Source organism: Corynebacterium sp. NML130628 (assembly GCF_001875665.1).
GTDB lineage: Bacteria > Actinomycetota > Actinomycetes > Mycobacteriales > Mycobacteriaceae > Corynebacterium.
The window spans coordinates 17,634-38,518 of record NZ_MLAL01000045.1 but is presented as its reverse complement, the minus strand read 5'-3'; the positions used below and the strand labels follow the sequence as shown (position 1 = coordinate 38,518).

General features: G+C 62.2%; 25 protein-coding genes. 10 read left to right on the top strand and 15 right to left on the bottom strand.

Features of this window, described 5'->3' with window-relative positions; genetic code table 11:
- Nucleotides 1-165 precede the first annotated feature (165 nt).
- Together BJP07_RS11265 and BJP07_RS09900 are read right to left on the bottom strand one after the other, a co-directional pair.
- Nucleotides 166-336, bottom strand: coding sequence for a hypothetical protein (locus tag BJP07_RS11265; RefSeq protein ID WP_177222556.1), 171 nt, complete (start codon nucleotides 334-336; stop codon nucleotides 166-168).
- Nucleotides 337-535: 199 nt separating this feature from the next.
- Complete coding sequence (locus BJP07_RS09900; RefSeq protein WP_071567305.1) at nucleotides 536-1,402, bottom strand: sulfurtransferase; 867 nt, start codon at nucleotides 1,400-1,402, stop codon at nucleotides 536-538.
- 295 nt (nucleotides 1,403-1,697) lie between these two features.
- Between BJP07_RS09900 and BJP07_RS09895 the strand changes: the two genes are divergently transcribed.
- A complete protein-coding gene (locus BJP07_RS09895; protein ID WP_071567304.1) occupies nucleotides 1,698-2,759 on the top strand; it encodes a Cj0069 family protein in 1,062 nt (353 codons plus the stop codon).
- On the opposite strand, the gene BJP07_RS09890 is transcribed toward BJP07_RS09895, so the two are convergent.
- The 4 genes from BJP07_RS09890 to BJP07_RS09875 form a co-directional block, all read right to left on the bottom strand.
- Entirely contained in the window at nucleotides 2,756-3,349 is a 594-nt protein-coding gene (locus BJP07_RS09890; RefSeq protein ID WP_071567303.1) for a nucleoside triphosphate pyrophosphatase, read from the bottom strand. The genes BJP07_RS09895 and BJP07_RS09890 overlap by 4 nt on opposite strands.
- A gap of 3 nt (nucleotides 3,350-3,352) precedes the next feature.
- Nucleotides 3,353-3,556, bottom strand: coding sequence for an acyl-CoA carboxylase subunit epsilon (locus BJP07_RS09885; RefSeq protein ID WP_071567302.1), 204 nt, complete (start codon nucleotides 3,554-3,556; stop codon nucleotides 3,353-3,355).
- Between the two features lie 16 nt (nucleotides 3,557-3,572).
- Nucleotides 3,573-5,099, bottom strand: coding sequence for an acyl-CoA carboxylase subunit beta (locus BJP07_RS09880; protein ID WP_071567301.1), 1,527 nt, complete (start codon nucleotides 5,097-5,099; stop codon nucleotides 3,573-3,575).
- Between the two features lie 122 nt (nucleotides 5,100-5,221).
- Entirely contained in the window at nucleotides 5,222-5,644 is a 423-nt protein-coding gene (locus BJP07_RS09875; RefSeq protein ID WP_071567300.1) for a hypothetical protein, read from the bottom strand.
- 31 nt (nucleotides 5,645-5,675) lie between these two features.
- On the opposite strand from BJP07_RS09875, the gene BJP07_RS09870 reads away from it, so the two are divergent.
- A complete protein-coding gene (locus BJP07_RS09870; RefSeq protein ID WP_071567443.1) occupies nucleotides 5,676-6,398 on the top strand; it encodes a biotin--[acetyl-CoA-carboxylase] ligase in 723 nt (240 codons plus the stop codon).
- A 10-nt stretch (nucleotides 6,399-6,408) separates the two neighbouring features.
- Nucleotides 6,409-6,870 (top strand): hypothetical protein, encoded by a 462-nt coding sequence (locus BJP07_RS09865; protein WP_255365978.1) that lies wholly within the window; start codon nucleotides 6,409-6,411, stop codon nucleotides 6,868-6,870.
- On the opposite strand, the gene budA is transcribed toward BJP07_RS09865, so the two are convergent.
- Entirely contained in the window at nucleotides 6,871-7,608 is a 738-nt protein-coding gene (gene budA / locus BJP07_RS09860) for an acetolactate decarboxylase (protein WP_071567298.1), read from the bottom strand.
- A 57-nt stretch (nucleotides 7,609-7,665) separates the two neighbouring features.
- On the opposite strand from budA, the gene BJP07_RS09855 reads away from it, so the two are divergent.
- Both BJP07_RS09855 and purE read left to right on the top strand, forming a co-directional pair.
- Nucleotides 7,666-8,829, top strand: a complete 1,164-nt coding sequence (locus BJP07_RS09855) for a 5-(carboxyamino)imidazole ribonucleotide synthase (protein ID WP_071567297.1) — start codon at nucleotides 7,666-7,668, stop codon at nucleotides 8,827-8,829.
- A 17-nt stretch (nucleotides 8,830-8,846) separates the two neighbouring features.
- Nucleotides 8,847-9,350: a 5-(carboxyamino)imidazole ribonucleotide mutase gene (gene purE, locus BJP07_RS09850; RefSeq protein WP_071567296.1), complete on the top strand. Its 504-nt coding sequence runs from the start codon at nucleotides 8,847-8,849 to the stop codon at nucleotides 9,348-9,350.
- 1 nt (nucleotide 9,351) lies between these two features.
- Here purE and BJP07_RS09845 read toward each other — a convergent pair whose 3' ends face one another.
- From BJP07_RS09845 to BJP07_RS09815, 7 genes are all read right to left on the bottom strand, one after another.
- Nucleotides 9,352-9,561, bottom strand: coding sequence for a hypothetical protein (locus BJP07_RS09845; RefSeq protein WP_071567295.1), 210 nt, complete (start codon nucleotides 9,559-9,561; stop codon nucleotides 9,352-9,354).
- Nucleotides 9,562-9,564: 3 nt separating this feature from the next.
- On the bottom strand, nucleotides 9,565-9,879 hold the full coding sequence (locus BJP07_RS09840; protein ID WP_071567294.1) for a hypothetical protein: 315 nt from the start codon (nucleotides 9,877-9,879) through the stop codon (nucleotides 9,565-9,567).
- A gap of 70 nt (nucleotides 9,880-9,949) precedes the next feature.
- A complete protein-coding gene (locus BJP07_RS09835) occupies nucleotides 9,950-10,771 on the bottom strand; it encodes a carbohydrate ABC transporter permease (RefSeq protein ID WP_071567293.1) in 822 nt (273 codons plus the stop codon).
- Nucleotides 10,768-11,784, bottom strand: a complete 1,017-nt coding sequence (locus BJP07_RS09830; protein ID WP_071567292.1) for a carbohydrate ABC transporter permease — start codon at nucleotides 11,782-11,784, stop codon at nucleotides 10,768-10,770. The genes BJP07_RS09835 and BJP07_RS09830 overlap by 4 nt, the downstream gene beginning before the upstream one ends.
- A 111-nt stretch (nucleotides 11,785-11,895) precedes the next feature.
- Nucleotides 11,896-13,152, bottom strand: a complete 1,257-nt coding sequence (locus BJP07_RS09825; protein WP_071567291.1) for an ABC transporter substrate-binding protein — start codon at nucleotides 13,150-13,152, stop codon at nucleotides 11,896-11,898.
- Between the two features lie 124 nt (nucleotides 13,153-13,276).
- Nucleotides 13,277-13,966, bottom strand: a complete 690-nt coding sequence (locus BJP07_RS09820; RefSeq protein WP_071567290.1) for a TIGR03089 family protein — start codon at nucleotides 13,964-13,966, stop codon at nucleotides 13,277-13,279.
- 24 nt (nucleotides 13,967-13,990) lie between these two features.
- A complete protein-coding gene (locus tag BJP07_RS09815) occupies nucleotides 13,991-15,559 on the bottom strand; it encodes an LCP family protein (protein WP_071567442.1) in 1,569 nt (522 codons plus the stop codon).
- 138 nt (nucleotides 15,560-15,697) lie between these two features.
- Between BJP07_RS09815 and BJP07_RS09810 the strand changes: the two genes are divergently transcribed.
- The 3 genes from BJP07_RS09810 (at nucleotide 15,698) to BJP07_RS09800 (ending at nucleotide 18,286) form a co-directional block, all read left to right on the top strand.
- Nucleotides 15,698-16,570 carry a glycosyltransferase family 2 protein gene (locus tag BJP07_RS09810; RefSeq protein WP_071567289.1) on the top strand — a complete coding sequence of 291 codons (873 nt, stop codon included), beginning with the start codon at nucleotides 15,698-15,700 and terminating at the stop codon, nucleotides 16,568-16,570.
- 26 nt (nucleotides 16,571-16,596) lie between these two features.
- The gene (locus BJP07_RS09805) at nucleotides 16,597-17,691 is read left to right on the top strand and encodes a sugar phosphate nucleotidyltransferase (RefSeq protein WP_255365977.1); all 1,095 of its coding nucleotides are present in this window, start codon (nucleotides 16,597-16,599) and stop codon (nucleotides 17,689-17,691) included.
- Between the two features lie 346 nt (nucleotides 17,692-18,037).
- Entirely contained in the window at nucleotides 18,038-18,286 is a 249-nt protein-coding gene (locus BJP07_RS09800; protein ID WP_176754827.1) for a WhiB family transcriptional regulator, read from the top strand.
- 9 nt (nucleotides 18,287-18,295) lie between these two features.
- Here BJP07_RS09800 and BJP07_RS09795 read toward each other — a convergent pair whose 3' ends face one another.
- Nucleotides 18,296-18,766: a metallopeptidase family protein gene (locus BJP07_RS09795; protein ID WP_071567287.1), complete on the bottom strand. Its 471-nt coding sequence runs from the start codon at nucleotides 18,764-18,766 to the stop codon at nucleotides 18,296-18,298.
- A gap of 36 nt (nucleotides 18,767-18,802) precedes the next feature.
- Between BJP07_RS09795 and BJP07_RS09790 the strand changes: the two genes are divergently transcribed.
- Together BJP07_RS09790 and BJP07_RS09785 are read left to right on the top strand one after the other, a co-directional pair.
- Nucleotides 18,803-19,384, top strand: coding sequence for a DUF3499 domain-containing protein (locus BJP07_RS09790; protein ID WP_083584199.1), 582 nt, complete (start codon nucleotides 18,803-18,805; stop codon nucleotides 19,382-19,384).
- Between the two features lie 10 nt (nucleotides 19,385-19,394).
- Complete coding sequence (locus BJP07_RS09785; RefSeq protein ID WP_071567285.1) at nucleotides 19,395-20,780, top strand: phosphomannomutase/phosphoglucomutase; 1,386 nt, start codon at nucleotides 19,395-19,397, stop codon at nucleotides 20,778-20,780.
- The last annotated feature ends 105 nt before the right edge of the window (nucleotides 20,781-20,885 follow it).

Genomic DNA, 20,885 nt, shown 5'->3' with positions numbered 1-20,885 from the left:
CGATTCGTAGGTCATCTTTTCCGTAGTAGCGAACTACCTTCACGCCAAATTTGTTCAGTGCGCGTGGCCGCGATTCTACGCGTAGCTGCTGGGTGCAGCCACGGGAAAGCGATTTTTGGCAACCAGACTGACAATGGGTCGGAGAGTAGTAGGAGAGGCTCAGAATTAGTCCCCGTAGTTCGCGAGGTAACGGATCTTCGGTGTGATCTCCACGCGCCCCTTGCCCTCGCGGTGGCGCTTCATGATGAGCTTGGCCGCGGCGATTTGGCCCGCGTTTGGAGGAACGTTGGTCTTTGGGACGTAAATCTCTTGATTAGGGGTACGGTGCTTTTCCATTTGTGTCACCTGCTCTCGGAGTCCCAGCTCCTGGTTATTTGCTTGATTAATGCATCGACGAGGTTATTCTCATTATTTCCTAGGAAGGGCGCGTCATCAAGTGCATCGATGGCAGCGACACCGATGGCGACTACGTCACTGCCACCTGCCTGATATGCACCTGGAAGTCCGGTGCGACAGGCAGTCAACCTGTTCAGGCCTAGTGTCCTTCGCGCTCTACCGGCACACGCACCATGTTTCCCCACTCCGCCCATGAACCGTCGTAGAGCGAAGCCTGCTCGAAGCCGAGCACATGCTTCAGTACGAACCAGGTGTGGGCCGCGCTTTCGCCGAGCTGACAGTAGACCACAGTCGGTACAACAGGGTCGAGATCCTTGTAGACCTGCGCAATGTCGTCCTTGCCCTTCAGGCGCGCGTTCGGGAACACGGAGTTGCCCCAAGGAATATTGATAGCTCCCGGGATATGTCCGTGGCGCAGGGTGCCGACGCCACCATCCTGTGCCGCCTCTTCTGTTCCTGTGTAGTGCTCGGGCGTGCGGACGTCGATAAGCTGGGCGGGCGTTTCTGCTAGCAGCTGTGATGCGAACGTGCGCAGTGGCGCGTCCTGGCGCTCCACCACCGGGTACTCGGTGCGAGGGTACTCGGGCACCGCGAACGAGGTGTCGCGTTCCTCGCCCATCCAGGCATCGCGACCACCGTCGAGGATGCGGACATCCGGGTGGCCGAAAAGCTCAAAGACCCACGCCGTGTAGGCGGCCCACCAGTTGGAGCGGTCGCCGTAAATAACTACGGTGTCGTCGCGGGAGATGCCACGGGCGCTCATGAGTTCCGCGAAAGCTTCACCGTCGATGAAGTCGCGCTGCACAGGATCGTTGAGGTCATTGTGCCAGTCGATGCGCACCGCGCTTGGGATATGGCCGATGTCGTAGAGGAAGGCGTCCTCATCGCTTTCAATCACCCGCAACCCCGGCATGCCGAGGCGCGCAGACAACCATGCTGCAGAGACGAATCGTTCAGGGTGCGCGTAGTCTGCAAACTGCGAATGATCATCGAGTTCAATACCCACGGTGGGCTAACCTCCAATAACACTGGCTAAAAACACAGAGCGAAGTTCTTTAATACCCCTCACCCTACATGTCAAGGAAATAGAGAGCCGGGAAAGCCCGCAAAAACGGACCTGTTGTGTGGGGCGTCACTCCTGTGTACAGGGTGTATCCAAGGGGGTCAATCGCTGTGTGAAATTCGGCACCTTTGCCCAGGCGGGTGCGGAAAAATTCACTCCAGACAATAAAGTGAAAAATTGAAACATTTCGACACCAGTTTCCGCCAATACGGTGGAACAATGACAAGAAAGGTGCCCCATGCATAAGGCAATCGTCGTATTCGAGGTCGAGGGCGGCTCGGATAAATATTTTGACGGACACCGGAAAGACACCATGCCGATCGTCAACGCGATCAAGGCAATGGGATGGCACGCCGAAGTCGTCTTCTACCGCCCCGAGTGGAAAGACGCGATCTTCACCTACGTTTCCGAGAACTTTGACGGTTACATCTCGCGTGTCAACCCAGGCAACATCCCCGGCGGCGAGAAGGGCTACTTTGACTTGCTCACCAGCCTTTCGGTTGCAGGCTTGGTCGGCATGTCGACGCCGGGTGAGATGATGGCCTACGGCGCGAAGGATGCGTTGGTGAAGCTGAAGGACACCGACCTCGTCCCGTCCGACACCGCCGCCTACTACGACGTCGATATTTTCCACGAGACCTTCCCGACGTCCCTGTCCTACGGTGAGCGTGTGCTCAAGCAAAACCGTGGTTCCACCGGTGAAGGTATCTGGCGCGTCCGCATCGCGGATGAGGACCTCGCTGCCTCCGTCGAGCCGGGCACCGCGCTGCCGTTGGATACCAAAATCCGCTGCACCGAGGCCGTCGACAACCACACAGAGACCCGTGAGCTCGGCGAGTTCATGACCTTCTGCAACCAGTACATTGTCGGCGACAACGGCATGTTGGTCGACATGCGCTTCATGCCTCGCATCGTCGAGGGCGAAATCCGTATCCTCCTGGTCGGCCCGCACCCAGTGTTCGTTGTGCACAAGAAGCCAGCAGAGGGTGGCGACAACTTCTCCGCAACCCTGTTCTCCGGCGCAACGTACACCTACGACAAGCCAGAGGCGTGGCAGGAGCTCATCGACATGTTCGCTGAAGCACGCCCGGTCATCGCCGAGAACCTTGGCGGCGACAACATCCCGCTCATCTGGACCGCGGACTTCATGCTGGCCGACGGCGAGAACGGCGAGGACACCTACGTGCTCGGCGAGATCAACTGCTCCTGCGTCGGCTTCACCTCCGAGCTCGACATGGGCATCCAAGAGCTCGTTGCGCAAGAGGCAATCAAGCGCGTCGAGGCGAAGTTCGCCGACTAAGATACCCAGAACGCTGATGCGTCCAGCCCGAAGCGATAGAGGCAGCGACGCAGCAGCGGCATAGACAGGCCAATGACGCTGGTTGGGTCGCCGTCGATGGAATCGATAAACCAGGAACCGAGCGCCTCCAGCGTGAACGCGCCCGCGCACTGCAGGGGCTGGCCCGAGTTGGCGTAGGCCTCGATGTCCGCGTCGCTCGCCTCGCCGAAGCGGATGGTGGTGCGCACGGTGTCCGTGACCCACTCGCCGTTGTAGGTCACAGCGTGGCCGGTGAGCAGCTCAGCGGTCTTGCCGCGTTGCGCACGCCAGCGCTCGATCGTGGCCTCGACGGTGTGTGGTTTGCCCAGTAGCTGGCCGTCCAGAAGCAGCATGGAATCGCAGCCGACCACGACGTCGTCCGGGTACTCACCGGCGACGGTTTCGGCCTTCGCGCGGGCGAGGGCCGCCACGGTGTGGGCTGGCGGGGCGTCGACTAGCGAGGCGATGACCGCATCCTCGTCGATGTTGGCGGGTCGAAGTACCGGCTCTACGCCACCCTGTTCGAGCAGCATTCGGCGCGACGGCGACTGCGAAGCGAGAACAATCCGCATGGCTTAGGAGTACGTCGAAGGGGAGAACGCGAGCGGGTTGAACAGCGTCGGCGTATGCACCGGCGACGGCGTGGTGCCCCAGAGGTTGCGCTGCCCGCGCTTCGCCGCCTGTGCCTTTTGCTGCAGTTGCTCCAGCACGAGGCGCAGCGCCTCGACCTCCTCGGGGGAGGGGTTGCCTTTCACAACGTCGAAGGGGAGGGAAGACATACCGTTCCTTTCGTTGTTACAGCGGCAGGTTGCCGTGCTTCTTCTGCGGCGGGTACATAACCTTGCGCTCCAGCAGGCGCAGGCCCTCCACGAGTTGGGCGCGGGTGTCGCTTGGTGCGATGACGGCGTCGACAAGGCCGCGCTCGGTAGCGACGTAGGGGTTGAGGTTTTCTTCCTCGTACGCCTGCGTATCGACGCCCAACGCCTCAGCAGCCGTCGGGGCGTCAGCCAGCGCGATCTGCGCGGTCGGCCACGCAAAGACCAAGTCGGCGCCCAGTCCCTTCGAGCCGAGCACCGAGTAGGCGGTGCCGAGTGCCTTGCGCGTGATCACAGTCATGGTGCCCACCTGGGCCTCAGCGAAGGCGTACGCCAGGGTGGAGGCCGCGGACAGGGCGCCTGCCTGCTCCTCCTCGACGGTCGGGACGAAGCCGGGGCAGTCCACGATGTGCAGCAGTGGCAGGTTGAAGGCGTCGCAGGTGCGGATGAAGCGCGCGGCCTTCCGGGCAGCGTCGGCGCTCAGGCAGCCGGCAAGCACGCTTGGCTGCGTTGCCACGATGCCGAGCGCTCGACCATCAATGTGTGCAAACCCGGTGACAACGTTGTCGGCGTGGGCGCCGCCGAGCTCGTAAAAGTCGCCGTCAGTGATCGTCTCGATGACGGTAGTGATGTCGTACGTCTGGGCATCCTCGTCCGGAACGAGGGAATCGAGCGCGCTAGCGTCCGCGCCCTCGGCAGCGTCCGCCACGGGAGAGGCCGCGCGGTTGTTCAGCGGCAGGTAGCTCACCAGCTTACGCACCTCGTCGACAGCCTGCTCATCGGTGCTGACGCGGATGCTGGCAACACCAGTGGTCGCCGAGTGGACGTCCGCGCCGCCGAGCTGCTCCGCGGTCACCTCGCTACCAGCGACCTTGGACGCGACGTCGGTCGCGGCCAGGTGCAGGCTCGCGCCATCGACCATGATGCACATGTCGGCCAGAGGAACGGTTGTGGCAGCGAGCGTGGCAACCTCACCGGCAACCACGGCGATCTGTGGCACCAGACCAGAGGCCTGCGTCGCGGCTCGCAAGATCTTCGCCTGCATGTGAGCCGTGACGACGCCCTCCTGCCAGCGCGGGCCGAGCGAGTCGTAGAACCCGATCACCGGCACACCAGTCTTTGCGGCCAGCTCGTAGACTTTGAGGATCTTCTCGGCGTACACCTCGCCGATACCGCCGTCGAAAATGCTCGAGTCCTGGGAGAACACGCACACACGGCGCCCGTCGATTAGGCCGTAACCCGCCACGACACCGTCCGTCGACGGCTTAGTGCGGTCCATCTTGTACGCCTCGACGCGGTGGCGCGCCAGCGCGTCGACCTCCACGAAGGAGCCCGCGTCCAGCAAACGCTCGACGCGCTCCCGCGCGGTCAGGTCTCCCGCTTCGTGGACCGCGTCGATCGCATCCTGGCCAAGCGGCGCGCGGGCTTCATCGAGCCGGTTGCGCAGATCTTGGATGCGGCCCGCTGTCGTCGACATGTCAGGTTTGGAAGAAGATTTATCGCCCATATCGCCTCAGTCTAACTAGCACGGAAAGAAAACCACATTATAAATCGCGCGGCGGCGCCCTCATGTTTCAGGCACCACCACGCCAGTGCGCCAAGCGCGCCAGCACGGCACGCGCAACGCGCTTAGCGTATGCTCGGATCCTTGAATATGCTCCACGCAGCCGAGATCAGAGGCAACTGCAGTGGCAGGCGGCCGATGCTGATCACTTGCTTCTGCCACGGCTTCTTGCGCCACTGTCGTGCCATCTCGAAGTTTGCAGGCCACACGGCCAGCAAAAGCGCTGCTGCGAATGCACCACCAAGTTTGCGCAGCTTCGGCGCACGTTTCTGGTGCCCCGCATGTGATGCCGGACCAAGCTTCGGCGCCGCCAGCAGGATCGCGGCCGCAAGCTCTGCGACGCCGGATGCGTAGGTGTACGTCCGGGCCTCACCGGGGAGGGCATCGGGAACGATTGAGTCGAAAGGTTCCGGTTTGATGAAGTGCAGGATGCCGGCCACCCCGAACGTCGGGATGAGTGCCTTGCGAAGAAAACGTTGAATGGTCATGCGTCCAACAGTAGCGCTAGATTGGGGCAACATGAATGCTGAGGAACTGAGCAGGCTCCAGCGGGGCGTCGAAAAGTACTGGCCGGTGGTGCGATGGGTCGAAACCACTGGGTCGACGAACGACGACCTCCTTAAAGAAGGTGAGCCCGGCACCGTGCTCATCGCGGGCGAGCAAACTGCATCGCGTGGGCGGCTTGGGCGCAAATGGGTGAGCCCCAAGGGTGCGCAGCTGGCAATGAGCATGGTGGTGCCCGTCGATGACAGCCCGCCACCGTTCGGGCTTTTGTCGATCGCCCCCGGGGTCGCAGTGACCGACGTCGTGCCACAAGCTCGGCTCAAGTGGCCGAACGATATTCAGATCGGGGGCAAGAAGCTCGCGGGGATACTCTCCGGGCTTGCGGATGGCCGCGTGGTGGTCGGCATCGGCATCAACCTCAACTTTGAACGCGAACAGTTGCCCATTCCTACCGTCACAGCGCTGAACCTTGAGGGAATCGACGTCGACTTCGTGGACTTCACCACGCAGGTGCTGTGCGCGATGGGGCGGCGTTTCGTGCAGTGGCAGCAGCGCGACCCGCAGCTGCTCGCCGACTACCGCAGGGTGTGCAGCACGATCGGCCAGCAAGTGCGCCTTGAGCTGCACAACGGCGAGGTGGTCGGCACCGTCGATGGTGTCAACGATGAGGGCGAAGTGATCATAGACGGCACGGCCTACACCGTCGGAGATGTGCACCACCTCCGGCCGAAACAGTAGGATCTGTGCCGTGCAACAGTCGCGGGTGAAGTTTCAGCTGGCAGAGGGCGAGACCGTCCTCGCCGACACGAACCCGCCTTTGAGGAGCCTCGTTTTCCCGTTGCTCGAGCTCATCGTGATTACCGGGATCGCCTGGATCGCCGTCGGCTGGATGGATGTCACCCCGTTCGTAGACGCCCAGGCACGCAACGTCGTGGTTGTGGTGTGGGCGCTTTTGTCCGCGTGGCGCTTTGTACTGCCGGTGGTTCGACTCCGCCGCCAGCGCTTCCTGCTCACCGACCGCCGTATCCTCGCTCGCTCGTCGCGCGGTGCGGTCGATTCCATTCCGCTGCGTCAGATTCATTCTTTTCGACGCCAGCGCGGCGGGCTGTCCATCGCCTTGTGGGGGTTCGACCAGCCGGTGTTCTTCCCGCAGGTCGGGAAAACGCGCGCGGTGGAGCGTGCGCTGGACGAGAGCTTGCGCCGTCGCTGATTACTCCTTAATTTCCGTCGTGTGTAGCTGACTGTCCAGGTCGCTGGGGCTGAGGCTACCCGCCTGGAAGTCTGCTGTGATCGGCAGGTGCAGGTCCATGTCGGTGGCGGGGCACAGCTCGATGACGGCGTCGTTGATGGTGTAGTCGAGCACGTGGCCGCCGACGGTGCGGGCGTCGTCAATGAAGTGGACGTGGCAGCCCGGCACCCCGATGCCTTTGGCGTAGGCGGGCGTGCGGAAGCCTCCGATGATGCCGTGGACGTCGGTGAAGTGGTGCTCGGCGTCGTCGCCGATGGCTTCCGTCATGGGGCGGTAGGGCTTCTCCTGCTTGGTGACGGTGCGGGTGACCACCTCGTCGAAGGTGCCGGTGATTTTGACGGCGTAGAAGAAGTTGTGGCTCGGCTCGAGCGCGTCGATGAACTCGGCAAGTTCGGCGCGGCGCATCCCTTTCGGGGCGTCGACGCGGATGCGTGGCACAAAGTTCGTCACGACGGTAAACGGCGTGCGCTGGTCGAGGGTGGCGACGCGAGCCTTGCCGTCGCTGGTGAGCTGGTAGCACACGCCGTCGAGAATGATCATCTCGCCGTCGAGCCCGTCGAAGGTGCCAAGGCCGAAGTTTCCCTTGCCGAGGATGTCTCCGATGGTCAGTTCGCCTTCGTAGATGCCGTCGAGAAGCGCGGTCATCAACGAGTTCTGGAAGATGGTGTGGCGAACAATGGCAGGATTCGTTTCAGTCATGCCCACATCGTAGCGCCCTTAAGGCTAAGGTAGTTCGTTGTGAGAGACGCTCAAGGAATGCCCAGAGTCGCCATCATCGGTGATGGTCAGCTTGCCAGAATGATGCACACCGAAGCCATCGAGCTCGGACTGCAGCCCCGGGTGCTTGCAGGGGCCCCGGACGCCTCCGCTGCCCAGGTGTTTGGCGACGTCCAGCTCGGCGACTACACCAACTTCGACGACCTTCACGCAACGATCCAGGACGCGTCGGCGATCACGTTCGACCATGAACACGTCCCGAACGAATTCCTGCAGCGCCTGCTGGACGAGGGCTACAACGTAGAGCCGCGGCCCCAGGCGCTGATTTACGCCCAGGACAAGCTAGAGCAACGCCGGAAGCTCAAGGAACTGGGGGCGCCGGTGCCGCCGTTCGCGAAGTTCGACTCGGTGGAAGATGCACGCGAGTTCTGGAAGCTTGTTGACGGCCAGGTGTGTGTCAAGGCAACGCGTGGTGGCTACGACGGGCACGGCGTCTGGTTCCCCGAGACCCTGCAGGAGTGCGAGCAGCTCGTCACAGACCTGCTCGAGAAGGGGGTTGTACTGTACGCGGAAGAAAAGGTGCAGTTTGCCCGCGAGCTTTCCGCGATGGTGGCACGCAACCGCGACGGCGAGGTCAAGGCGTGGCCAGTTGCGGAGTCGCGCCAGGCTGACGGGGTGTGCCATATCGCGATCGCGCCGGCGCCAGAACTGCCGGCTACCGTGGCGAAGCAGTGCCGTGATCTAGCCACCAAGATCGCGACCAAGCTCGATGTCACTGGTGTGCTTGCCGTCGAACTTTTCGAGTGCATCGGGGAGGACGGGGCGTCAAAAGTCTTGGTGAATGAGCTGGCGATGCGCCCGCACAACACCGGGCACTGGACACAAGACGGGTGCGTGACCTCCCAGTTTGAGCAGCACCTGCGCGCGGTACTGAACTGGCCGCTTGGCTCGGTGGACACGCTCGAGCCAGTCACGGTGATGGTCAATACCCTCGGCGCGGAGGACGACCCGCAGATGCCGATGGAGCGACGCGTCATCGAGGTGATGCGCCGCTACCCAGAAGCCAAAGTGCACCTGTACGGCAAGGGCTGGCGCCCCGGGCGCAAGATGGGGCATGTGAACGTCACCGGCTACGACGCGATGTCTACCTTGGCGATCGCTCAGCATGCAGCGCACTTCATCGTTCACGCGAACTGGTACTAACAGGAGGAGATTTACCTATGAACGCACGCGTTGGGCTCATTATGGGCTCGGATTCGGATTGGGACACGGTTGCACCTGCCGCAGAGGTGCTTGCTGAATTCTCGGTGCCGTTTGAGGTTGGGGTGGTCTCCGCGCACCGCACCCCTGAGAAGATGCTTGCCTATGCGAAGCAGGCACATGAACGCGGCATCCAGGCCATCATCGCGTGCGCCGGTGGGGCAGCCCACCTGCCGGGGATGGTCGCCGCGGCAACGCCACTGCCAGTCATCGGTATCCCTCGCGCATTGAAGGACCTTGACGGGCTGGACTCGCTGCTTTCCATCGTGCAGATGCCGGGCGGTGTTCCGGTCGCGACCGTGTCTATTGGTGGCGCGAAGAACGCGGGCCTGCTTGCTGTTCGGATGCTCGGTGCCGGGGATCCGGAACTAGTGGAGAAAATGGTGAAGTACCAGGCCGACATGGCGGCCGAAGTTGAGCGTAAGGACGCCGCGCTGCGTGAGCGTCTGCTCGGCAAGGAGTGACTTAGTCTTCGCCTGCGCGCCACCGGCGCCACCGGCGAATCAGCCTCCACAGCGCCGCGACGAAGGCGGCAAGCACAAGGCCCGGCCAGATTGACGGCTCGGGCCTTGTGATGTTGATGGCGGCCTGCACGAAGGCGAGCAGGGTGAAGAACCCTACGAACCCAATGATTGTTTGCCAGAGCAGGTCCTGGCGCTGCGAAGGACGTTGCACTCGTTAGAGGCGGGGGCCGAAGTTCAGGCCCATGTGCGGCGCAGCGAAGTATAGCCACCCGGCCATCAGAGCCCCGAGTACTGCCAAGATCCCCACCACCACACCGGCGACCTCAAGCGCGTTCGCCTCATCTTGAGTGAAGCCGCTCTTTGGTGTGGCGTTCGCGGTGACGTTGACGGTCACCTCGGCGCCATTGTCACCAGTGTTGGTAGCCACCGTCGCAGTGGTTTCGGCGTGTGCCGTGGCACTGACGCCACCTGCCGCCAAGGAGGAAGCGATTGCAGCTGCTGTCGCGATTCGGAGCGTGGTGTTGTGCATTGCCGCTCTTTCTAGGGATGGAAAGTAATAAAGTGAATACAGTTTAATCGAGAGATAAGAAAAAGTTAAGTTACCCCTTCACTCCGCCAGCTGTGAGGCCCGACACGATGCGGCGTTGGAATACCAGCACCATGATGATCAGCGGAATGGTCACGAGCGAACCAGCCGCCATAATCGCTGCGTACGGATACTCGAAGGCGCTCGGCCCGGAGAAACGAGCAATGGCGACGGTCACCGGCTCAGTCGCGGTCGAAGACAGCTGGCGTGCCAGCATGAACTCATTCCACGTGGTGATGAATGCCAAGATCGCCGTCGTGAAAATGGCCGGCGCAGCCAGCGGCAGCAGGATGAGGCGGAACGCCTGGCCGCGGGAGGCGCCGTCGACACGTGCTGCCTCCTCCAGCTCCCAGGGCAGCTGCTGGAAGAAGGAGACCAGCGTGTAGATCGTCAGCGGCAGGGCGAAGGAGATGTTCGGGATGATCATCGCGCGATACGTGCCAATCCACCCCAGGTCGCCGAACAGCTGGAACAGGGGAGTAACAAGCGCGATGCCAGGAAACATCGACGCCGCCAAGATGATGCCCGTGATAATCCCCTTGCCACGGAAGTCCAGGCGAGCCAGCGCATAGGCGGTAAACACACCGACGGCGACTGCGAGCGCCGTCGTCGCCAGCGAGATGATCAGCGAGTTGAGAATCGCCCCGAGGAAATCGTTACCTGCATCTGTTGCCAGCGCGTCGCGGTAGTTTTCAAGGGTGACATGTGTAGGCCACGGGGTGGTATCGAAGGTGAACCGCTTGTCCCGCAGCGCGGTAATCAGCATCCAATAAAACGGGGCGAGCCCCCAGAACATAATGAAGATGATGCCTGCGTAGTGGCCGAGCCGCTTCATCGTGTGGCCACCTCCTTTGACTGTTCCGCCTTTGTGTTCTTCCGTTTCGCGCGCCGGGCTTCACGGCGTTCGTCTGCGCCGCCCACGTTTGCGCCCAGGAACCTCACCATGACGAACGCCACCGCGAAGATAAGCAAGAAGATCAGCGTGGACAGCGCAGAGGCCGAATTGAAGTTGCCCTGGCGCATGTCCTCGACTACGAGCTGAGAGATCGTCGCCGTTGGTGAGTTCGAGGAGCCCGAAATCATGATGACGGGCAGGTCGTACATGCGCAGCGCGTCCAGTGTGCGGAAGAGCACCGCCACCATGAGCGCCGGGCGCACTAGCGGCAGGGTGATGCTGGTGAACGTCTGCCATGCTGAGGCGCCGTCGACGCGCGCGGCCTCGTAGACGTCTTTCGGAATCATCTGCAGGCCGGCGAGGATCAGCAGCGCCATAAACGGCGTGGTTTTCCATACGTCGGCGATGATCACCGCGAAGCGCGCAGCCCACGGGTCGGTCGTCCACGCGATGTTTGCGCCCAGCAGCGAGTTGACGATGCCGCTTGGCGCGAACATGAACTGCCACAGCTTCGCCGTTACCGCGGTCGGGATCGCCCAGGGGATGAGCACAGCCGCGCGGATGAGCCCGCGGGCACGCGACGGGCGGTTCATGATGATGGCCATCCCGATGCCGAGTACGGTCTCTAGTGCGACGGTGACCACGGTGAAGAAGAGCGTCACTGAGACCGCTGGCCAGAAGTCCGTCGCGAGCACACCAGGAGGGCAAGCACCCACGACACCCGACGGGGTCATGCAACGGTTTGACAGCCAATACAAGTAGTTATCGACGCCAGCGAAGCCACCGTCGATGAAGACACCAGTTGCGGCGTCAAGGTGTCGGTTGGACTGGAATGAAAGCCAAATTGCGCGGACGATCGGGTAGCCAATCACCACTGCCAATACCAGCAATGCGGGAGCGACGAGCGCTGCCGCTTTCGCGGTATCGCGAGGCTTTGATGGGGGTGTTCTCATCGTGGGCCTTTGCAAGTAGACGGGAAGATGGAGATGTGCGAACTATAACGCCCGCCCGAACACAGTCCGGGCGGGCGTTATGCTCATACGAAGTTATCGTATTCGATCGTATTAGGAGGCCTGCTTGATAGCAGCAGCCATGTCGGCGGTGGCGTCATCGACGCTCTTGCCCGCGGTCAGCGCTGCGTAAGCGTTGTCCTGGATAGCCTTCGAGATTGCTGGGTAGAACGGGGAAACCGGGCGTGGCTGTGCGTTCTCCAGCGACACCTTCAGTGCTGGCAGGTACGGGTGCTTTGCTACCAGCTCAGCGTCATCGTAAATCGAGGCGAGCACTGGTGGGAAGGATGCTTCAGCAAACGAGAGCTGGTTCTCCTCGTTGATGATGAACTCGATGAAGTCCTTCGCGGTCTGCTTGTGCTTGGAGTTCACGTTGATGCCGTTGTTGTAGCCACCCAGGGTGGATACGCCCACACCATCCTTGCCGACCAGCGGCTGGACCTCGAAGTTCACACCGGCCTCCTGGGCGTTGGTGTACATGTACGGCCAGTTGATCGCCAGGGCGGTCTTGCCCTCGGTGAACGCGAGGTTGGTCTCTTCCTCGGTCGCGGCTGTGGAGCTCTTGGCGATGACGCCATCGTTGTATGCGTCAACGAGCGCCTGCAGGCCGGCCTTTGCGGCGTCGGATTCGACGGTTGGCGCACCGGCGTCGTCGAGGACGCTGCCGCCCCAGCCGTTGATGAAGCCGAGCGTATTCACCGTCAAGCCTTCGTACTGCTTGAGCTGGGTGGTCAGGCAGTCGCCTTCCACCTCCTTACACGCAGCGATGACGTCGTCGAAGGTGTCAGGCGCGCTCGGCACCTTGTCGACGTTGCGGAACAACAGCTGACCGTTGGTGTTCTGCGGCAGGGCGTAGAGCTTACCGCCGTAGGTTGCGGAGTCGACCGTGGACTGCAGCAGGCCAGAGGTATCGACGGCGTACTCGCCCTCGAGCGGCTCGAGCCACTGGTTCGCAGCGAAGTCGGCCGTCCACACAACGTCGAGGGCCATCACATCGTAGTCAGCGTTGCCAGCTTGGAGGGACTGCACGAGGGTGTCGCGCTGGTCGTCGGCCTCGCCAGCAAGCTCGGAGAGGGTGACCTTCTCATCGGGGTGGGCTTCGTTCCACTTCTCGATGATTGGCGTGAGCTTGTCCGTATCGTTGCGGCCCATCGCGAAGGTGATTGGGCCGCGTCCTTCGCCGGCTTCGGAAGCAGTGGTGCCGGAGTCTTTGTTGGTGTCCGCTGGCTCGCTATCGGAAGAACAACCGGTCAGCGCTGCTCCCGCGAGCGCGATTGCACAGAGGGTTGCACCAGTAGTACGGAGTTTCATTCATGCGCCTTTCGTTGGGTCATGTGTGACTCGTGTGAATTCGGTGACTTCAATCTAGTGCAAAAACGAGATGCGGACGCGCCGAGATCTGCACAATTACCTACGAACGGGGGCGGTAGCGGAGTTAGGTGCCCGGTTGTATGTGGTTGACGTGCTCGGTGCGGGCAATGGCGGCAACACGTTCTTCACCAGGCGTTTCCGTCTCATCTGTCACTACGACGACGGAGCCGTCCGCCGCCAGTGGAGCAAGCACGTGCTGCTCGAATGTCTCGGCGCTGTTCCACCCAAAAATGAGCACCCGTTCGGGGGAGGCGGGTGGCTCGCCTCTCTGCGCCCACTGGCAGATGTCGGCGGTCTGCCCAAAGTACTGGTCGCCGTAGCTTCGTACCGTCGGGCTGAAGTCGACTGTCCCGACAGGAAGGGTGCCGCCAGATTCGACGACGCCACGCCCGAACGGGTCACGGGATACGACGACGCACTCTTCCGCGTCTGACCACGTATCGACGCGCTCCGCCACGGTGAACACGAGCGGCACATCGTCGACGGCCTCAGGCGTATCGGCGAACACCGGGCGCCGCCCAATGTTGTACGCGCCGAGCGCGATCACCGCGGCCTGCCAAGACACGGGCAGGTCGATCACGATGGTGGCGTCATCCTCGAGGTCGAACTCCTCATCCAGGAGGTTGCCTACTTTGCTCAGCCAGTTGTCAAGGGTCAGCGCGGAAAACTCCATGCGGCTGCCTTGGGACTCGTCATAGACGGTCAGGCGGGGCGTCGCGGGGTCATCCTGCAATAAGCGTGCCAGCATACTCATGGCAGCCAAGCATAGGTGGGTGGGCTAGTTCACGCAGCGGGGGCCTTGGCCGCCAGCGTCGATTTCGGGGCCGAGGCTCATGCCACTGATGTCGTCACCAGGTGTGCCGACGGGAACGTGCTGCTCGGCATCTTCCGGGTCGACTTTCGCCGGCCCGTTATAGTCGTCCGCGACAGCCACGATGATGCTGTCAGGTTCGAGGGCGTTGTTCGCCGTGACCGGCACGCCGCCGAGCATCTCTGCGAGCTTCTTCGCGCGTGGGTCTTCAGGGTCGGCAGCGACGACCTGAGATTCCCAGTACACGCCGTCCATCGCGTTCGACACGTCGGAGACGGTGATGCCAGCGTCAGCGAGCCACTCGCCGGTCGAGCGGGCCTGCCCAGGTACGGAACCCGCGTTGAGGACGAAAACTTGTGTACCGGCAAAGTCTTCGGCCTGCTCCGGTGCCTGCTCTGGCTGCCCGTCCTCGGGGACCTGTTCGTTTTCCTTGATCGCGGCGTCCATGAAGCTGTGGACCTCGTTGATGTCCACAGTCACGATGGATTCGCCGTAGTCACCGACGCCGTTGACAGAGGTCACCGGGATGGTCGTGAAGGTGACGTTGCCACCTGCCAGGCCGGACATCTGCTGGGCGAACCGCATCACGTCGAGGTTCTGGTCCAGGGTGACCGAGCGCTCTGCGGCGTTCGCCAAGTCGCGCAGCTTCGCAGGGCTCGTCAGCGTGCCAGCAGAGAGCACCTTCTGCACAAGTGACGCCATATACGCCTGCTGGCGCACGATGCGGTCAAGGTCGCCGCGTGGCAGGTCGTGGCGCTGGCGCACAAAGGATAGCGCCTGGGTGCCGTCGAGCGTTTGCTGCCCGGCAGGGAAGTGCGCACCCGAAAGCGGTTCGTCTACTGCGGCGTTGAGGCAGACGTCGACCCCGCCAACTGCGTCCGTCAGCAGCACGAAGCCGAGGAGGCCCACCTGCGCGTAGTGATCGACTTCCACGCCGGTGAGGTCATTGATGGCGTCGATAAGCCCGAGCTGACCTGCGCGGGCTACCTCTTGCTCGAGGGCGGGGCCTTCCGTCTTTCCTGCCGCGATGAGTTCCTCGCGCTTGGCGGCAGCGTGCGCACCGTAGACACCGTTGATCTTTAAGTTGCCGTAGTCATCGGTGTGCACGTACGTATCGCGCGGGATAGAAACCGCCGTGGCGCGCGAGCCGTCGTCGGGCACACGGATAATCATGATGGTATCCGTGTTGATCTCCCCATCGGCGATGCCTGCGTTGAGATGCGCCAACTCCGCCTCGCTCAATGGGTTGCCTTGGGCGTCGGTACGGGAGTCCGAGCCGACCAGCAGGATGTCCATCGCGCCGTCGAATTGCTCCTTGTCGTTCTGCCCGCGACCCGCGTTAATCCGTAGCTCGGATGCGCTGAGTTGATTACTCACTCGACCGACTGTGAAGTAACCGACGGCGGACACCGTCAAGGCAACAGCCGACAGCACCGCCAGGGATCCCTTTACAACCGGGTGGCCCATCTGAGAAATGTCACGCATCTGCGATGGGGCGGGTTGGATGTCGCGCGCAGGCCTCAAGGAGTCAGTCACAGGGCGCAAGTATACAGGGTGCGAAAAGTCAGCTTGGTAGGTGAGTTCAAGATGCCTCTCACACTTTTGGATGGGTAAGCTGATCCGCATTGTGCTCGCAAGGCTGACCGATAGGACCGATAGGAGGGCTAGGTGGCTATGACAGCTCCACTCGCTGTGGTGGCAGTAACCTATTCGCCGGGAAAGCACCTGGCGGAGCTCATCGCCTCGCTTGACGACGCCACTGCCGACCAGACGCTGCTCGTCTGTGTCGATAACGGCTCTACCGATGGAGCCCCGGAGGCTGCGGCGCGTGAGCACGTACACGTTGAGTTGCTGCCGACCGGCGGAAACATCGGGTACGGCGCGGCGATCAATGCCGCAGTTCGGGAATTGCGCCCTCGCCGAGAGCGCGGAGAGATCAACCAGGATTACTTCCTGATCTCCAACCCGGACGTGGTGTTTCGCCCGGGTAGTGTGGACACGCTACGCGCTTGCATGGACGCCCTGCCGGAGGCTGGTGCGGTCGGGCCGCGCATTGAAGACTGCGAAGGCAACCTGTACCCGAGCGCACGCGAAGTGCCTGGCATTATCACCGGCATCGGGCACGCCCTGCTATATGAGGTATGGCCGTCCAACCCATTTTCTGCCTCCTACAAGGCGGAGCAGCACATGAACCAACAGCGCAGTGCCGGGTGGCTCTCGGGCGCGTGCCTGCTCGTGCGATGGGACGCCTTCGATGCCATCGGCGGTTTCGACGAGCGCTACTTTATGTACCTCGAGGACGTGGACTTCGGCGACCGTTTGCGCCGTGCCAGGTGGGAAAACGTGTACTGCCCCTCCTCGGTCATCGTGCATGACCAGGGCCATGTTGCTAGCAAATTTCAGCGGGTCACGGTGCCGGCGCACCATGCCTCCGCCTATCGTTTCCAGTCTGACCGCCACCCTCACTGGTGGCAGGCCCCGCTGCGCGCGCTGTTGTGGGTTGGCCTGAAGGTGCGGGCAGCACTGCTTGTCTCACGCCGTAAGTAATAGAGAACGCTTTGAAAGGATTCCACGTGAATGCATCCCGCACCGTGACCCCGGAGAATACCGACGCGGTCATTTTGGTTGGTGGTCGCGGCACGCGCCTGCGTCCGTTGACAGTGAGTACCCCGAAGCCGATGTTGCCGACTGCCGGGCACCCGTTCCTGTCGCACCTGCTTGCGCGGATCCGCCAGGCGGGGATGCGCCATGTGGTGCTGGGGACGTCCTACCGCGCGGAGGTGTTCGAGGAGTACTTCGGTGACGGCTCCGACTTTGGTCTTGAGATCGAGTACGTCGTCGAAGAAGAGGCGCTGGGCACCGGCGGCGCAATCCGAAACGTTGCGGATAAGCTGCGCTTCGATAACGCGATGGTGTTTAACGGGGATGTGCTTTCCGGCGCTGACCTGAGCAAGATCCTGGACTACCACGCTGAGAAGGATGCCGACGCGACGCTGCACCTGGTCCGCGTTCCCGATCCGCGCGCGTTCGGGTCTGTCCCTACCGACGCGGACGGCAACGTGCTTGCGTTTTTGGAAAAGACGGAGGATCCGCCAACCGATCAGATTAACGCGGGGTGCTACGTGTTCCGCCGCAAGGTGATTGAGCAGATTCCTGCTGGCCGTGTGGTCTCCGTGGAGCGCGAAACCTTCCCGGGGCTGCTGGAGTCTGGCGCGAAGATGGTTGGCTATGTGGACGCCTCGTACTGGAGGGACATGGGCAGGCCGTCGGATTTCGTGCAGGGGTCCTCGGACGTGGTGCGCGGTATCGCGTACTCGCCTCTGTTGGAAGGACAGACTGGAGAGGCGCTTATTGACGAGTCCGCGGGGGTCGCGGCCGGCGTCATTTTGATGGGCGGCACTGCAGTCGGCCGCGGTACGGAGATCGGCGCTGGGTGCCGCGTGGACGACAGTGTCATCTTCAATGGGGTCACGATTGAACCGGGTGCCGTTATTCGCGACTCGATCATCGCCTCGGGTGCCACCATCGGGGCGAACTCCCGCATCGATGGCTGCGTGATCGGTGAGGGCGCCCAAATCGGTGCTCGCTGCGAATTACAAGGCGGTATGCGGGTGTGGCCGGGAGTTGTGATCCCTGATTCGGGAGTGCGCTTTTCCCCAGATGCGTAAGCGACACGCCGGTGAGGCCAAAAACTTGCCGGTTAGTAAGAGGTGGCCAGTCGGGGTACCACATGTAGTACCCCCGACCTATACCCCCGAATCTGTACCCCTGTGACTGTTGTGACTCGTGTGACTACTGGCGTGCGTTTTCCGCGGGAAACGGTGAAGTTTTACCCCAGTAGCTTGCACCTATTTAGTGGTTCGGTGTGTAATCGCAGAAGTGCAAGGGTCACTCGTCGCACCCCTTCAGTGGGGTGTGGGCGACAGTTGGCTGTAATCAAGGACGACGGAGAAAGGGGACGGCGTGGAAGACACGGCAAATGGTGCTGACATCCGTGGCGTGGCCGCGGTTGGCATGAGCTTCGACGAGCTGTTCGGTGCCGTCGAGCAGGAATGGCAAGATCAGGCGCTATGTGCCCAAACCGATCCCGAGGCGTTCTTTCCGGAAAAGGGTGGCTCGACCCGCGAAGCAAAGCGGATCTGCAAAGCGTGCGCTGTGCGGGACGAGTGTCTCGAATTCGCGCTCGAGCACGACGAACGCTTTGGTATCTGGGGCGGACTTTCCGACCGAGAGCGCCGTCGCTTAAAGAAGCAGATCGGCTAAACGCCTGAGCTACCAAGGGAAATCGGCATCGATGTCCCGTGGGTCCAGGTTGATATACGAAGCAACAAGGGCGGTCAGTACCCAATGAATGAGGGCTGACCGCTCTTCTGTTGTCTCGGTGCGCTGCTCAATCGGGCGGCGAAAGAGCACGAAGCGTGCCCTCGTGGGAACGCCGTAGCGGTCCACGCCTGCCTGGAGGATACGGCCGAGTGGGATGGGGCCGTCGGCAACTATCTCATCGCTGAAGCGGGCAACATCGGGGTGCAGGCGCATCCGGGGGATCGTATCGACGGCCAAATCCACCGTAGCCAGCTGCTCAAAGTACGCGTTATGTAGCGGGGCGTACGTGTCTAGCACCAGCTGGTCGAACTGCGCGGAGCGCGTCCGGTAGCGGGGAACACCGACGGGGAGCAGTGGGCCGTGGGCCCCGCGACCGTGGCGGTCTCGTGCAGTCCGAAGGTGGTGAATTGGCGCGTTCATGCCCCAGATTCTAGGGATCTTGGGGTGCAGTCGGGCATGGCGCGCCGAGGACGTACTACCAAAATCTCAAGTTGGGGTTTAGGCTTAGACGGCGTGAGTACTTTCCGTCGGTGTTGTCGTCCTGGTTGTGGCAGGCCTGCTGTGGCCACGCTGATTTATGCCTACTCGGAATCGACAGCAGTCATCAGCCCGCTCTCGCCGAACCCGGAGCCACACGCCTGGGACCTCTGTGAGCGGCACTCGGCGCACATCACGGCCCCAGTTGGTTGGGAGCTGGTGCGAGTAGAGGCCGTCGATATCTTTGACGACGAGGCGCACGCACTCGAGGACGAAGAGCTGACTGCGCTGGCGCAGGCCGTCCGGGAGGCCGGTCGTGTGACCACGGGGCTGGTGGAAAACGGCGGCGACCCAATCGAGTACGAGGCGACGAAGGACTTTAACGATCCTTCGACGTCAAATCATCCGGTGCACCGCACGAAGCGGATCGAGGAGCACCTTGCTGCGGAGCGCAACGCGCGACGCTCCCACCTCCACGTCGTCCCTGACCCTGCTGAAGGTGCTGCGGGCACTGAAGGTGCTGAAGGTACTGAAGGCGCCGACGAGGAGTCGAGTCACTAAGATTGGCCGTATGGCTATTGAGCACACCGATGAGTCCTTGAAGGACCTTATTAAGGCGTATGACATTCGCGGCGTTGTTGGCTCCACCATTGATGCGGATACTGTTCGCACGGTAGGGGCAGCGTTCGGGCATATCCTGTACAACGAAGGGGAGCGAACCATTGCTGTCGGCCACGACATGCGCCCTTCCTCACCGGAGCTGTCCGCTGCATTCGCGGAGGGCGCGACCTCGCAAGGGCTGCACATTCTTGACCTGGGTCTGACCTCTACCGATGAGCTCTACTATGCAGCCGGCACCTTCGAGTGTGCCGGCGCGATGTTTACTGCCTCCCATAATCCTGCGCAGTACAACGGCATCAAGCTCTGCCGCGCAAGCGCCACCCCGGTCAGCACCGACACTGGCCTTTCGGAGATCAGCCGCATGCTCGTTGAGGGAGTGCCGGCGTTTGAAGGGGAAGAAGGGGACGTCGAAAAGCGAGATGTGCTCGACTCCTACGCGCAATTCCTCCGCCAGCTCGTGCCGCTGCCGCAGGGCAAGGCGCTGAAGGTCGCTGTTGACGCCGCGAATGGCATGGCGGGACTGACGGTGCCGGCGGTGCTCGGCGACCTCGATATTCGGCCGCTCTACTTCGAGCTCGACGGCACGTTCCCAAACCACGAGGCAAACCCGCTCGACCCGAAGAACCTTGTTGACCTGCAGCGTTTTGTGGTTGAGGAAAAGGCCGACATTGGGCTTGCCTTCGACGGTGACGCGGACCGCTGCTTTGTTGTGGACGAGCGTGGTCAGGCTGTGTCCCCATCCGCGATCACTGCGTTGGTCGCCACCCGTACTCTTGCGACGCACCCAGGTGCGACCATCATTCACAACCTGATCACCTCCCGTGCTGTGCCGGAGATCATCCGTGAGCAGGGCGGCAACCCGGTGCGTACCCGGGTGGGCCACTCGTACATTAAAGCGGAGATGGCACGTACTGGGGCGATGTTTGGTGGGGAACACTCGGCACACTACTACTTCACGGAGTTCTTCAACGCGGACTCCGGCCTGGTGGCGGCGCTGCACGTGTTGGCGGCGCTTGCGGAGCAAGAGAAACCGCTCAGCGAGATGATGGCCCAGTACGAACGCTACGAGGCCTCCGGGGAGATCAATTCAACCGTCGCGGATCAGGTAGCTGCTACCGAACGCGTCCTCGAGGCGCTCGGCGACCGCGTTGCAGACATTGATCGCCTGGACGGGGTCACTGTCACGCTTCGCGACGAGGACAGTGCGCCAGGACCAGTCTGGTTGAACCTGCGCGCGTCGAATACGGAGCCACTGCTGCGCCTCAACGTTGAGGCGCCGACCAGGGCGAAGGTCGACGAGATTGTGCAGGAAGTCCTCGCAGTTATTCGCCAGTAGCGCCCGTGGTCTCCGGCGCTGTTCCGTGAAACGGCGCCACGCTGGTATTCTGGAACGCTGTTGTTTCAACTGTTTCAGCACCGACGAAACTTGCGAAGGAGACAC

What these genes read in the sequence shown, in the direction of transcription:
- BJP07_RS09795 (WP_071567287.1), bottom strand. Translation starts at nt 18,766, where the DNA reads ATGAACGCGCCAATTCACCACCTTCGGACTGCACGAGACCGCCACGGT.
- BJP07_RS09800 (WP_176754827.1), top strand. Translation starts at nt 18,038, where the DNA reads ATGAGCTTCGACGAGCTGTTCGGTGCCGTCGAGCAGGAATGGCAAGAT.
- BJP07_RS09835 (WP_071567293.1), bottom strand. Translation starts at nt 10,771, where the DNA reads ATGAAGCGGCTCGGCCACTACGCAGGCATCATCTTCATTATGTTCTGG.
- BJP07_RS09790 (WP_083584199.1), top strand. Translation starts at nt 18,803, where the DNA reads ATGGCGCGCCGAGGACGTACTACCAAAATCTCAAGTTGGGGTTTAGGC.
- BJP07_RS09870 (WP_071567443.1), top strand. Translation starts at nt 5,676, where the DNA reads ATGAATGCTGAGGAACTGAGCAGGCTCCAGCGGGGCGTCGAAAAGTAC.
- BJP07_RS09825 (WP_071567291.1), bottom strand. Translation starts at nt 13,152, where the DNA reads ATGAAACTCCGTACTACTGGTGCAACCCTCTGTGCAATCGCGCTCGCG.
- BJP07_RS09820 (WP_071567290.1), bottom strand. Translation starts at nt 13,966, where the DNA reads ATGAGTATGCTGGCACGCTTATTGCAGGATGACCCCGCGACGCCCCGC.
- BJP07_RS09840 (WP_071567294.1), bottom strand. Translation starts at nt 9,879, where the DNA reads ATGCACAACACCACGCTCCGAATCGCGACAGCAGCTGCAATCGCTTCC.
- BJP07_RS09785 (WP_071567285.1), top strand. Translation starts at nt 19,395, where the DNA reads ATGGCTATTGAGCACACCGATGAGTCCTTGAAGGACCTTATTAAGGCG.
- BJP07_RS09885 (WP_071567302.1), bottom strand. Translation starts at nt 3,556, where the DNA reads ATGTCTTCCCTCCCCTTCGACGTTGTGAAAGGCAACCCCTCCCCCGAG.
- BJP07_RS09890 (WP_071567303.1), bottom strand. Translation starts at nt 3,349, where the DNA reads ATGCGGATTGTTCTCGCTTCGCAGTCGCCGTCGCGCCGAATGCTGCTC.
- BJP07_RS09895 (WP_071567304.1), top strand. Translation starts at nt 1,698, where the DNA reads ATGCATAAGGCAATCGTCGTATTCGAGGTCGAGGGCGGCTCGGATAAA.
- BJP07_RS09880 (WP_071567301.1), bottom strand. Translation starts at nt 5,099, where the DNA reads ATGGGCGATAAATCTTCTTCCAAACCTGACATGTCGACGACAGCGGGC.
- BJP07_RS11265 (WP_177222556.1), bottom strand. Translation starts at nt 336, where the DNA reads ATGGAAAAGCACCGTACCCCTAATCAAGAGATTTACGTCCCAAAGACC.
- BJP07_RS09830 (WP_071567292.1), bottom strand. Translation starts at nt 11,784, where the DNA reads ATGAGAACACCCCCATCAAAGCCTCGCGATACCGCGAAAGCGGCAGCG.
- BJP07_RS09875 (WP_071567300.1), bottom strand. Translation starts at nt 5,644, where the DNA reads ATGACCATTCAACGTTTTCTTCGCAAGGCACTCATCCCGACGTTCGGG.
- purE (WP_071567296.1), top strand. Translation starts at nt 8,847, where the DNA reads ATGAACGCACGCGTTGGGCTCATTATGGGCTCGGATTCGGATTGGGAC.
- BJP07_RS09810 (WP_071567289.1), top strand. Translation starts at nt 15,698, where the DNA reads ATGACAGCTCCACTCGCTGTGGTGGCAGTAACCTATTCGCCGGGAAAG.
- BJP07_RS09855 (WP_071567297.1), top strand. Translation starts at nt 7,666, where the DNA reads ATGCCCAGAGTCGCCATCATCGGTGATGGTCAGCTTGCCAGAATGATG.
- budA (WP_071567298.1), bottom strand. Translation starts at nt 7,608, where the DNA reads ATGACTGAAACGAATCCTGCCATTGTTCGCCACACCATCTTCCAGAAC.